At 51.2% G+C, this 12,072-nt stretch carries 11 protein-coding genes; 9 read left to right on the top strand and 2 right to left on the bottom strand.

Annotation, left to right across the window (positions count from 1 at the left end; genetic code table 11):
* Nucleotides 1–14 precede the first annotated feature (14 nt).
* The 9 genes from PLD04_02255 (at nucleotide 15) to PLD04_02215 (ending at nucleotide 9,674) form a co-directional block, all read left to right on the top strand.
* On the top strand, nucleotides 15–1,370 hold the full coding sequence (locus PLD04_02255) for a hypothetical protein (GenBank protein ID HXK67141.1): 1,356 nt from the start codon (nucleotides 15–17) through the stop codon (nucleotides 1,368–1,370).
* A complete protein-coding gene (locus PLD04_02250) occupies nucleotides 1,367–2,092 on the top strand; it encodes a glycosyltransferase family 2 protein (protein HXK67140.1) in 726 nt (241 codons plus the stop codon). Before PLD04_02255 ends, PLD04_02250 begins: the two co-directional genes overlap by 4 nt.
* A gap of 51 nt (nucleotides 2,093–2,143) precedes the next feature.
* Nucleotides 2,144–2,629 (top strand): rhodanese-like domain-containing protein, encoded by a 486-nt coding sequence (locus tag PLD04_02245; protein HXK67139.1) that lies wholly within the window; start codon nucleotides 2,144–2,146, stop codon nucleotides 2,627–2,629.
* Nucleotides 2,629–3,069 (top strand): MauE/DoxX family redox-associated membrane protein, encoded by a 441-nt coding sequence (locus PLD04_02240; GenBank protein ID HXK67138.1) that lies wholly within the window; start codon nucleotides 2,629–2,631, stop codon nucleotides 3,067–3,069. Before PLD04_02245 ends, PLD04_02240 begins: the two co-directional genes overlap by 1 nt.
* A gap of 80 nt (nucleotides 3,070–3,149) precedes the next feature.
* Nucleotides 3,150–4,475 carry an NCS2 family permease gene (locus PLD04_02235; protein ID HXK67137.1) on the top strand — a complete coding sequence of 442 codons (1,326 nt, stop codon included), beginning with the start codon at nucleotides 3,150–3,152 and terminating at the stop codon, nucleotides 4,473–4,475.
* A gap of 10 nt (nucleotides 4,476–4,485) precedes the next feature.
* A complete protein-coding gene (locus tag PLD04_02230; protein HXK67136.1) occupies nucleotides 4,486–7,032 on the top strand; it encodes a CARDB domain-containing protein in 2,547 nt (848 codons plus the stop codon).
* A gap of 96 nt (nucleotides 7,033–7,128) precedes the next feature.
* A complete protein-coding gene (gene rimO, locus PLD04_02225) occupies nucleotides 7,129–8,397 on the top strand; it encodes a 30S ribosomal protein S12 methylthiotransferase RimO (protein ID HXK67135.1) in 1,269 nt (422 codons plus the stop codon).
* Entirely contained in the window at nucleotides 8,394–9,326 is a 933-nt protein-coding gene (locus PLD04_02220) for a bifunctional riboflavin kinase/FAD synthetase (protein ID HXK67134.1), read from the top strand. Before rimO ends, PLD04_02220 begins: the two co-directional genes overlap by 4 nt.
* A gap of 9 nt (nucleotides 9,327–9,335) precedes the next feature.
* Nucleotides 9,336–9,674 carry a hypothetical protein gene (locus PLD04_02215; protein HXK67133.1) on the top strand — a complete coding sequence of 113 codons (339 nt, stop codon included), beginning with the start codon at nucleotides 9,336–9,338 and terminating at the stop codon, nucleotides 9,672–9,674.
* On the opposite strand, the gene hemL is transcribed toward PLD04_02215, so the two are convergent.
* Together hemL and hemB are read right to left on the bottom strand one after the other, a co-directional pair.
* On the bottom strand, nucleotides 9,665–10,975 hold the full coding sequence (gene hemL / locus PLD04_02210; GenBank protein ID HXK67132.1) for a glutamate-1-semialdehyde 2,1-aminomutase: 1,311 nt from the start codon (nucleotides 10,973–10,975) through the stop codon (nucleotides 9,665–9,667). The two genes, PLD04_02215 and hemL, sit on opposite strands and share 10 nt — an antisense overlap.
* Complete coding sequence (hemB, locus tag PLD04_02205; protein HXK67131.1) at nucleotides 10,968–11,966, bottom strand: porphobilinogen synthase; 999 nt, start codon at nucleotides 11,964–11,966, stop codon at nucleotides 10,968–10,970. Before hemB ends, hemL begins: the two co-directional genes overlap by 8 nt.
* Nucleotides 11,967–12,072 lie beyond the last annotated feature (106 nt).

Raw genomic sequence — 12,072 nt, 5'->3', positions numbered from 1 at the left:
TACAATATTCTGCCATGGTAAAACCGGTTGGAATCCTGTATATCGTTCTCCTTGCCGCGATGCTCCCGGCGGCTATCCCGTCTCATCAGGGAGTCTTTCTCGTCGTTCCCGAAGTGGATATACCCCTGGCCCTGCAGGAAGACATGAAAGCCACACGATTCGAAAATCTGTTTCTGATCACGGGCTCGCCGGAAAAACCGTCTGAACCGACAGTAAATGGCGAAGTAATCCTCAACGTCTATTTCGTGGTGACGATACCTTCCCTTACGAAACTCGCGGGATCGAAGGACATGATCCTGAAAAATTTTGACCGCTGGAGTAAAACGTTCGGCAGTGCAGGAGCCGATGTCAAGGGAATTGTCCTTGCTGTGGATGAAGTGAGCAGCCTGGAATCTGAATCTCTGTCTCAGCTCTGCAGTGGATTGCACCAGAGAAATAAAGTGCTGGGTTTTTCTCCTCCAAAACCTGTGCAGACGAATCAGGGTGACATAGACTTCACTCTGGTGCGGGCCCAGGGATTCACTTACCCTCTGTCCCGTTCTTCTTCCCTGGTCAAGGAGTTTACCCAGATTCCGGATCATTCAGACTGGTTGCCTGAGGGTCCTTATGCCTTGGGATTCAATTGCAGTCCCATCGCCTGGAAAGAACCTGCAAGCGGACCTATGGAACTGGTATTTCATCCCGATCTGGATCGACTTTCCACAATGTATGGAGTAAGAGATGCCCACGAACCTCTGACGCTGGATCGGACGGGATCTTACCATACCTTCACCTTTGACCGGGCCGTCACATGGGAGGGAAGCACCCTTTCTGCGGGGGACAGAGTCCGTGCCATGATTCCCAATTTTCCTCAGACGATTCAGCACGCCGCCCGATCGAGTCGTGCCCTTGATGGAAATTATCTGGGATCCATCTATGGACCCTTCCCTGCGGATCAGGAGCGTTCCGGTGTCTTCTTCCAGGCTCTGATACGAGCCTTTGCGAATCAATCCATGGGGCCGGATCTGGGAGTGTGGCTCGTGCCGAGAAAGGGAGGCTATGTTTTGCGTCTTGTGAACAAGAGCCCTTTTCCTTCGGAATATCATATCGAAAGAACCTATGTCGCCTGGAAAATCGCGCCCGGTGCCATTCAATCGGTTGAGCCGGGTGAATTTGATAAATATCGCTTCTTACGTGGAAAAGAGGAAACGTCGAGGGGAGTGAGCGACACGATAAAATTATTCGAGTTTTATGTGGCTCCCCACGAAGTATGGGAGTCGGGTCTGATCTATATCAGTGGACCTGTACGCGGTACAATCCAGGTTCAGGTCTGTCTCACCGATGGTTCCACCAGAAGTCAGACCTTCGAGGCACAGAAAGTCGTCCAATGAAATTGTCCATCCTGATACCGGTCTACAACGAGGCCAGGACAATTACCACCCTCCTGGAACGCGTCATTACCGCACCCCTTCCAAACGTGATTCAGCGTGAAATTGTAATTGTGGATGATGCTTCCACCGATGATACTTCCAGTCGTCTCGACGCATTTATTCAGAACCACCCGGAATGCAATATCCTTCACAACCGGCATGAGGTGAACCGGGGTAAAGGGGCAGCACTGCGGACAGGAGTGGAAATTTCGACCGGTGATGTTCTCCTTATTCAGGATGCCGATCTCGAATACAGTCCCAGTGATTATCCCGTCATTTTAGGACCCGTCCTTGACGGATTGGCCGATGTCGTTTATGGGTCTCGATTTTTAGGAGGTCCGCACCGGGTTCTCTTTTTCTGGCACTATATAGGGAATCGTTTTCTTACCCTCCTGTCCAACATGTTTACGAACCTTAACCTCACCGATATGGAAACCTGTTACAAGGTTTTCAGGCGGGAAGCGATATTTCCTCCCCGCTGGAAGTCGAATCGCTTCGGTTTTGAGCCTGAGATTACGGCAATGGTGGCCCATGCGGGTCACAGAGTTTATGAAGTTCCCATCGCGTATCACGGTCGATCCTATGCTGAAGGAAAAAAAATCGGCTGGAAGGACGGCGTGAGAGCGATTTTTACGATTGTATGGGCGAATGTAAGGGAAATGTTCCATCGCAACAGATCCTGACCCTGCGTCGTATACAATAGAGAATTCAGAGATCAGAGGGGGTATGTTTCAATGAGTCTGCGCAAGACGATTCTATCCATGGTGATCTGGGGCCTGCTGGCTTCGGCCGTAGGATTATGTGTGAACCTGGTCCATCCACACAAAATTGAATTTATCAGAACCCCGCCGCCTCCCACTGTGGATGACCCTGCCATTCCTGATCCCATTGAAATCGATGTCCTCATGGCAAACAATTTTTACGCTATGGGTGAATACCTTTTCGTGGACTCCCGTCCACGGGTCCAGTATGAGAGAGGTCATATTGAAGGGGCCGTAAACTTACCGTGGGAAGCCCTGGAAAAGTACTATGATCCACTTCAACCCGTCCTGAAGAGTAAACCGGCTCTCGTCGTGTACTGTGACGGGGCTGCCTGTGACTCGTCCCACAATCTTGCGAAAAAGCTGATTCAGAAAGGTTTCCCGGAAGTGTATGTCTTTTTTGGCGGATGGGAAGAGTGGAAGGAAATGGATCTCCCCATAAAGGAAGGGCTGTCATGATGAAACGCTATCTTTACCCGTTATTACGTGTCGCCCTGGGAGCGATCTTTGTTTATGCGTCGTTCCATAAGATTCTTCGACCGGATCAATTTGCGGATGGAATCAATAACTATCATATTCTCCCCGTCTTTCTTGTGAATCTGGTGGCCCTGACACTCCCCTGGATAGAACTCATGTTCGGTATGTTTTTAATTTTCAACTTTAAGGCTCCTGCAGCTTCCCTGGCTGTAACGATCATGATGGTGGTCTTTATCATTGCCATGATCAGTGCCTGGATGAGAGGTATCGATACGGGATGTGGATGTTTTTCCAATGAGGGGGAAGCGATTTCGATTAAGGAAGTGGTTCGGGATTCAGGCTTCCTGATAATGTCACTCTTCGTATTTGCAGGCTCTATCCGCAACGGCTCTAAGGAAAATTCTCAGGCCGAAACTCTCTGATCGGATCGGACGGTCAGATCGCGAGTGAAAAGGGCTGCCGTGTTGCGGCTTCTTTTCCCGACGTGATATGATGGCTCCGGATGAAGGTCCCAATTCTTTCTCCCGCTCAATATGGTAGTTCATGGGGTACCGAGAGTGTTGCCGGAACGACAACATTTCTGACCATGTCCTATATTCTGTTTGTCCAGCCGGTGATTCTTGCTCAGGCGGGAATGGACCATGGTGCAGTTTTTACAGCAACCGCGCTTTCCAGTGCTCTGGCCACTCTGCTTATGGGCGTACTGGCACGGTATCCCATTGCCCTGGCTCCAGCCATGGGGCATAATTTTTTCTTCACTTTCACGGTTGTTCTGGGAATGCAGATTGCGTGGCAGAAGGCTCTCGGGGCGGTGTGTATCTCGGGAATGCTTTTTCTGATCCTCTCCATCTGGGGAGTACGAGAAAGGATCGTACACGCGGTTCCTGATTCTCTGAAGTACGGAATTGCCGTTGGAATCGGATTGCTGATCACCCTGATCGGAATGGAATGGAGCGGGATCGTCGTCGATACTCCAGGGACGCTGGTTGGGCTTGGGAATCTTGGCTCACCCGTAGTGCTTCTCTCTCTCTTTGGACTTACGCTCATGGCTGCTCTCATAGCACTTCGAATCCGAGGCGCTTTGCTGATAGGAATCTTATCCACGACCGTGCTGGGTGCTCTTACCGGATTCATCTCCTATTCTGGACTTTTCTCTCTCCCTCCCTCTCTGGCACCGACCTTTCTTGCCCTTGATATTCCCGGCGCTTTTTCCCTTGGACTTCTTGATGTCATTTTTATCTTTTTCTTTCTTGATCTCTTTGACACCATCGGCACCCTTATCGGGGTTGCGGAAAGTGCCGGTTTTATGGAAAACGGCAAGCTTCCCCGGGCCCGGAATGCCCTCCTGGCAGATGCCCTGGGAACAGTCGGGGGAGCACTTCTGGGAACTTCCACGGTGACGAGCTATATCGAGAGTACGACGGGAGTGGCTGAAGGCGGGCGCACCGGTACAGCCAACCTGATTACTTCCGGGCTCTTTCTCGTCAGTCTCTTTGCCTATCCCCTTATTGCCATGGTGGGACAGGGGGTTTCTCTCTCGCCCGATGTAACGCTTTACCCGTCGATCGCTCCTGTTCTGATTATCGTCGGTTTACTCATGTTTAAGCTGACCCGGAAGATACCCTGGGACGATCCTGTTGAAGCCATCCCATCTTACCTGGCTATGATCGTCATGCCGCTTACCTTTTCCATCACGGAGGGGATCGCTTTCGGCTTTATTTCGTATGCATTTCTCTCTCTTATCTCTGGACGGATACGATCGACGTCCTGGATTGTTTATGCCGTTGCAGTGCTCTTTTTGATAAGATACGCCTATCTCCATGTCTGAAGGAGGCTTTATGAAATTCTTGTACGGTTTACTTCTATGCTTTTTCTCCACGATGAGCGTGGCCGGAGAGTGGGTACTTCCGGTTGCCGCAAGGATTCAGGGTAACTTTGAAACAAACTGGATGACAGATCTCTATATTCTGACCGATGGTCAGCCCCATGACGTCACCCTGGTATTTATGCCATCGAGTGCCAATGGCCTCGCGGTCCGTGACGTCCAGACAATCACCGTGAACCACAGAGTTGAGATCGTATCCAACGTTCTTGAAACTGTCTTCTCTGAAACGAATTCATTTGGGTGGCTCATTGTTGAATCAGAAAGCGAGAATCTCAGGTTTTCTTCCCGGACCTATAATGTCGTGGATAAGGGCAGCTATGGCCAGCTTGTTCCCGCGATGAAAATGGCGTCCTTTCTCGGCGGACAGGCCCTTCTGCTGCCTGGAGCAAGGCAAAACGATCAATTTCGAACCAACCTCGGTCTTGTTAACCTCGGGTCGAATATTGGCACGGCCATGATAAAGGGATACAACCAGCAGGGTCTGGAAGTCTTCAGTTTTTCGCATTCGATGCTTCCTCTGGAACATCGGCAGTTCGATTCTGTTTTTGCTGAATACCATTCGTTAAATCTGGACGCAGGATACATCACGATCACGACAAGTGTGGGAAACCCCGTGACCGCATACATCTCCGTCGTGGATAAGGAAAGTGGGGATGCGATCTTCATTCCGGGAGCGCCCCTCGGTTCCAATTCGGAAAACTTCCTCCTGCCCGTAGCCACACATGCCCCTGGAGGCTACCAGACCTTCTGGCAGACCGATATCTGGGCCCTGAATCCAGGAGCGCAGAGTGCGGTCCTGAACCTGTCGATGGGCGATAAAACGGTTCAGAAAACGGTGGAAAGCCAGAATCTGATTCCCATCCGGGATGTCGTGTTCAAAGAGTTTGGTGAATCAGAGATGACGGATTCAATCTGGTGTTCGGTCTCACCGGCATCACCTCTCCAGATGATTTCCAGAACCTACACGTCCGAAGGTTTGAAGACCTATGGCCAGCAGGTTCCGTTCCTGGATCTGGATCGCCAGGAACCGACAGGAAACAGCTCGGTCCTCTTCCCCGTCATCAAAAATGGAGTATTCCGGACCAACTTTGGGGTCGTCAATTTTGGGGATCAAACCCTTTCCCTGACCATGACGCTGGAAGAAGGTTCAGGAGAATTACGATCCAGCGAAATCCTCACGGTGGAACCAGGTCAGCTATTTCGAATCACCGATCTTCCCGGCTATTTTGGCCTGACGGGGATTCTTGCCGGCGCCCTGAAGCTGGAAAGTGATGGTGCCCCTTACACTGCCTTCATTTCCATTGTCGACAACGGGACCGGCGACGCCATCTTTATCCCGGTACAGGAACCGATTCAGGAGACGACCGGTGAACTCGCCGATTTTGCCTTTACGAAGCCTGAGGGATGGGAAGATCGAGTAATTCTGGCATACAGGGACAAGAGCGTTCTTAACACCATGCTGGTCAGTGGTCAGCCCACTTACCTTTCCTTTGGGGTGATCAACAATGGTCTTCTGGCCGCCGCTGTTGATGTGAATGTTCTGATTGATGGAAACGTGGTTTCTTCTCTCTCATCCGGCGCAGCCCTGAATCCTGGAGAAATTTATCTTTTCAGGGATGCAAACCTGGACATCTCCAATGGTCTGCACCAGCTTTCGCTGGTTCTGGATCCAAATGGAACTGTTCCTGAAAATAATGAATCCAACAATATATATACTTCTTCGGAGACATGGGTTCCTTCCGTTGCAAAAGTCGACATGGGTCATGTTACTCCACCAGGATGGGTCGCACCGTTGATTGTAAATTACGCTCTCGATGATCATAACCTCGCCACGCTTACAGGGAATACGGTTGCCTATGTCCACTGGGTAATTAAAAATTATCTCAATCAGGAAGTGACGATTCCCTTTGAAGTTCAGCTTTTCCTGAATGGAACCATGATCGGGGAGTGGGTATCGGATGAAACTCTTGGCGGGGGAGGTCTCTGGATGATGGACAATGTTCCTCTCTCATTGGAGGGCGGGACACAGGTTTTCTCTGTAAATATCGATCCCTACAAGCGCCTGTGGGAAAGTCACACTTCCGATAACCTGTTCACAAACAATGTGTTTGTGGGAGCTAGCTTCTTCAAGCACACCAATCTCATTCCCTATATCCCGGAAGGCTGGGATTATCCGATTATTCCTTCTTCACAGAAAAACACTCACAAGGTTGGAGGATTTCTCCCTAAGAATAGTCCTACGTACATCGACATCGCCATCAAGAATGATGGTACAAAAGAGATCACCACTCCTTTTGACGTCGCACTGTCTGTCGATAACGTCATCGTGCAGACCTGGACGGTGACCGATCTTAATGACGGAGAGATTTTTTCCGTGGATGACTTCTCCTATACCTTTACACCCGGACAGCACGAACTGGGATTACGTGCAGATATCAATGGAACGGTGGATGAGCTCAACGAGGGAGATAATTACTGGTCAATGAGTTTTACCTGGTAAGGGATTATTCCGAAACCTCCATTGGTTACACCATGATGAATTCTCTATCAGGCCATGCCCATAAAGGGTGCACCTGACGGGTGGAATACTCGTAAGATGAACGCAAGCATAATTCACCTCGGTTGTCCCAAAAACCAGACACTCAGTGAGCGTCTGGCCGGAATGATGGTTTCGGCCGGGGTGAGCCTTTCCGTCCCCGAGGACGCAGATATCGTCATCGTCAACACCTGCGGTTTCATCAATCCAGCCAGGCAGGAATCCATTGACAGGATTCTGGAATCGGCTCAATTGAAACGCTCGGGGAAACTGCAAAAGTTGATCGTGACTGGATGCATGGGGGCTGAATTTGGGAGTGAATTGAAAGCAGAAATTCCGGAAATAGATGAAGTATTTCCGCTGGACCGGGTCAAAGATATCGTTCCCTATCTGGATTTGAAGAACGATCCTTATAGTGTTCGCCGATGTCTTACAACCCTTTCCCATGCCTATCTCAACGTTGCTGAGGGGTGTGACCATCAGTGTTCTTTCTGCCTGATCCCACGGCTTACCGGACCCTTTCGATCGCGAGGTCTGACGGAAATCCTCGATGAGGCAAAAAACCTGGAACAGGCAGGCGTGAGTGAATTGATCCTGGTCGCTCAGGATACAACCGCATACGGAAAAGACCTGGGAAAGGGACGAACACTTCTCCATTTGCTGGAGAGTCTCCTCCATTCATGCAGTTTCCGCTGGATCCGTATCATGTATGCGTACCCGGAAACGCTTGACATCAATGTGGTCAAGCTGATGGCAAGAGAACCAAGGCTCGTTCCCTACCTGGATATACCCCTGCAACATGCGGATACCTCAATCCTGCGCAGGATGAACAGGGGAGGATCTGCCGTTCACTTTCTGAAGATGCTTGAACGGATTCGAACCATTCTTCCGGACATCGTTCTTCGAACGACCTTCATCGTCGGGTTTCCGGGAGAAAGTGACAGGGAGTTTGAAACTCTCCGGTTATTTCTGGAACAAGCCCGATTTCATCATGCGGGATTTTTTGCGTACGATGATGACGCCGCCCTGTCTTCGTCTCAGCTGGAAAACAAAGTGAAACGCTCGGTGGCAAGAAGGCGGATTCGAGATTTGGCTGCGATCCAGTCTGAAATCTCCCGAGCGTACAATCAGGATCTTGTTGACAAGACATTGGATGTCCTCGTAGATGAGGTGACGACGAAAAAAGTCGTTGCCCGACATAAAGGACAGGCACCGGATATCGATGGTGAGGTTACATTGCCGGCCGGCGGTGAGCTTGTCCCGGGAGATTTCGTCTCTGTCAAAATTATGTCTGCCGGTCCTTACCACCTGAGGGCGCGCCCGGTATGATCCATCTGGATTCCCTCCATGATCCTGCCCCTCTTCGGGAAGGCATTTTGACTATCGGAAACTACGACGGATTTCATCTGGGTCACAGAGCGATTCTTTCCAGAGTCCTGGAGGAAGCCAGGCTCATGAATTGCCCGGGAATCATGATGACCTTTGAGCCTCATCCGTCCCGTGTGCTCATTCCTTCCAAGGCCCCTCCTCTTATCAACACTCCGCAGCAAAAAGTAGAATTCGCAAAGGATATCGGGTTGCAGGGCTTGATCACCTTGCCCTTCAACCGGACTCTTTCCATTATGGAACCTGAAGCATTTGTTTCCGAAATCCTTGTGCACGCACTTGCAATTCGGGGTTTGATCGTTGGCCAGAATTTCCGTTTCGGCCACAGGAAACGGGGTGACCTTTCCCTGCTTGCATCCATGGGGAAATCCTGTGGGTTCTTCTTTGAAGCCATTCCCCCCGTCGTCATGGAGAATGTCCCGATATCCTCCTCACGAATCCGTGCGGCTCTTCAGGAGGGGCGCGTGGAAGCAGCCGGGAAAATGCTGGATCGACCCTTTTCCATGACGGGAACGGTCGTGAGAGGTGTCCGCCGGGGCAGGACTATGGGGATCCCCACGGTCAACCTTGAACCAGAAAACGAGCTCTGGCCCGGTGATGGGGTCTATCTGTCTGCGGTCAGGGTGAGAGGGAATGGGAAATTTCTTCCTTCCGTGTCCAATATTGGAATCCGTCCAACCTTTGAGGGTAGCGCGAGATTGATCGAGACACATATTCTCGACTATTTTGGCGATCTCTACGGGGAATATGTAGAATTGAGGTTTTTCAAATATCTTCGAGGTGAAAAGAGATTTTCAGATGCAGAAGCTCTCAAGGCCCAGATTCACGAGGATATCGTTAAGGCCCGGTCCTATTTCGAGGATTTCGTGTAAAATGGAGATATGGAAGCAATGACTCCCGATGCCATGAAGAAAATAATTCATCGACTGGGCATGCCTGTGCTCAAGAGCCAGCTCTTCAGGCTTACTCTGGACTCGATCATCAAAGGTCTGGACCTTGAGGAAGACAGATCCAGAGTCGGGATTTCACTTGTCCACCTCGACCAGAGGGATGCACTGATCGCAGCGGTCACCGTTGCGGGTGATCCCAGAGAAATACTGGAAAAGTGGGAAGGTCGGCCGCAGATCCTTACGCCGACCCAGATCGCTTTCCTTGCCGACCGGTTCTGGACAGAATCGAAAGAGTCAGAATTTACGGTTCGTCTTCTCTTTTACCGATAAGGTCCCAGCTCAAATTCCTTGGCGATGATTTTCATGGACTTTTCGGCCGCTTCGGCGGTCAGGGAAAGATCCTTGGTGGAATGTGCCAGGGAGAGGAAGAGAGCTTCAAAGGCGGATGGAGGCAGGTAAATGCCTTCTTCAAACATGAGCTGATGGAATCGCTTGAACATCGCCGTGTCCGAAGCGGCAGCATTCTGGTGGTTTCGAACCGGACCTTCCGTGAAAAAGGCTGTAAGCATGCTTCCTACCCGGTTTACCGTCAGAGGAATCCCATACTCTTCCGCAAGTGATTCAAAAGAACTCTGTAAGGTCGCAGATTTTTCCTCCAGGTCGGAATAGGTCTGCTGATTCCGGAGAACTTTCAACGTGGCCAGCCCAGCGGCCATGGCGACAGGATTTCCGGACAGAGTCCCTGCCTGATAGACGGGACCGGAGGGAGCGATCAATCTCATGATCTCCTTTGAACCGCCGTAGGCGCCGACAGGAAACCCTCCACCTATGATCTTTCCAAGTGTCGTCAGATCCGGTCGGATGTCATAGAGTTCCTGGGCTCCGCCGTAGGCCACCCGAAAGCCGGTCATGACTTCGTCAAAAATCAGCAGAATCCCATGCTGGCGGGTAATGTCCCTTAAAAATTGGAGATACCCTTCGTCGGGAGGAAGTACGCCCGAATTTCCAACAACGGGCTCCACAATCACGCAGGCGACCGTACTACCCTGTTCGGACAACAAATTTGTCAGAGCTTCACGATCATTAAAAGGCGCAACCAGGGTGTCTTTGACCACATCATTCGGAACACCGGGTGTTCCCGGGATCCCAAGCGTCAGGATTCCAGATCCACCGCGAACGAGGAGTGAGTCACTGTGTCCATGGTAACAGCCATCAAATTTGACGATACGATCACGTTTTGTCGAGGCCCGTGCCAGTCGAATGGCAGACATGACGGCTTCTGTTCCGCTCGATACCATGCGGACCATTTCCACTGAAGGAATCGCTTCGCAGATCATCTCCGCCATCTCCACCTCGAGGGGGGATGGGGCTCCATAACTCGTCCCGCGAGCCAGTACTTTTTTGACGGCATCAATGACAAACGGGTGTGCATGGCCAAGGATCATCGGCCCCCAGGACATCATGTAATCGATATAAGTTACGTTGTCAACATCCACCATCCTGGCCCCATGGGCACTCTGTATAAAAACCGGTTTTCCCGATACGGAACCGAACGCCCGAACGGGGCTGTTTACTCCTCCGGGAATCAGCTGTGTCGCTTTGGAAAAGAGATCCTCCGATAGTTTACCCATTCACTTCCTCCAGCCATCGGGCCGCATCTTTCGCCCAGTAAGTTAAAATCAAATCAGCCCCCGCACGTTTCATCCCGAGAAGCATTTCCAGCGCGATTTTCTTTTCATCCAGCCAGCCCATACGAGCCGCTGCCTTTACCATACTGTATTCACCGCTCACATTGTAGCAGGCCAGTGGAATGTTGTAGGACTCCCGGATGAGCCGTACCAAATCCAGATAGGCAAGGGCCGGTTTGACCATGACAATGTCTGCACCTTCCTCAATATCCAGCGCCACTTCACGGAGAGCTTCCCGTGCGTTGGGAGGGTCCATCTGATAGGATTTACGGTCGCCGAACGAAGGGGCTGAATAGGCAGCGTCACGAAACGGGCCATAGAATGCAGATGCAAATTTTGCGGAATAGGCCATGATCGGAACGTGGTCGAACCCGTTTTCATCCAGGGCTGTGCGGATGGCGTCCACTCTGCCATCCATCATGTCGGATGGGGCAACCATGTCAGCCCCTGCGTGTACGTGAGCCAGAGCTTCTCTTACGAGCAGTTCAAGGGTGGAATCGTTGTCGATGTCCTTCCCGTAGGGGCCGTCCTTGATGATGCCACAGTGACCGTGGTCCGTGTACTCGCAAAGACAGATATCGGTAATTACCATCAATTCGGGAGAAGCGGCCTTGATTGCCCGGATCGCCCCGGGGATGATGCCATCAGGATCGTAGGCTCCGGATCCCACGCTGTCTTTTTCAGGAGGTACTCCGAAAAGGATCACGGCGGGGATCTTCAGTCGGGTTAGTTCTCTGGCTTCTTCCTCGAGCCGATCCACAGAATACTGGAATACTCCGGGCATGGAAGGGATTTCACGGGAAAGGTTCTCGCCGGGAATTACGAAAAGTGGATAGATTAAGTCATTTACGCTTAAACCGGTTTCCCGGACCATCCGTCGGAAGGTATCATTCTGGCGAAGCCTGCGCATACGAAGTATGGGATAGACGCTCATGGTGCCTCCTAATAATCTCCTTCCCCGTCTTCACCGGGGTCATAGAACATGAACCCGCAATCTCTGCTGCAGAACCCCAGTCCTCCGTGCTTGACCTCACACGCTT

Source organism: Thermoanaerobaculia bacterium, assembly GCA_035593605.1.
Taxonomy (GTDB): Bacteria; Acidobacteriota; Thermoanaerobaculia; order UBA2201; family DAOSWS01; genus DAOSWS01.
This window is presented reverse-complemented; position numbering and strand designations above follow the sequence as displayed.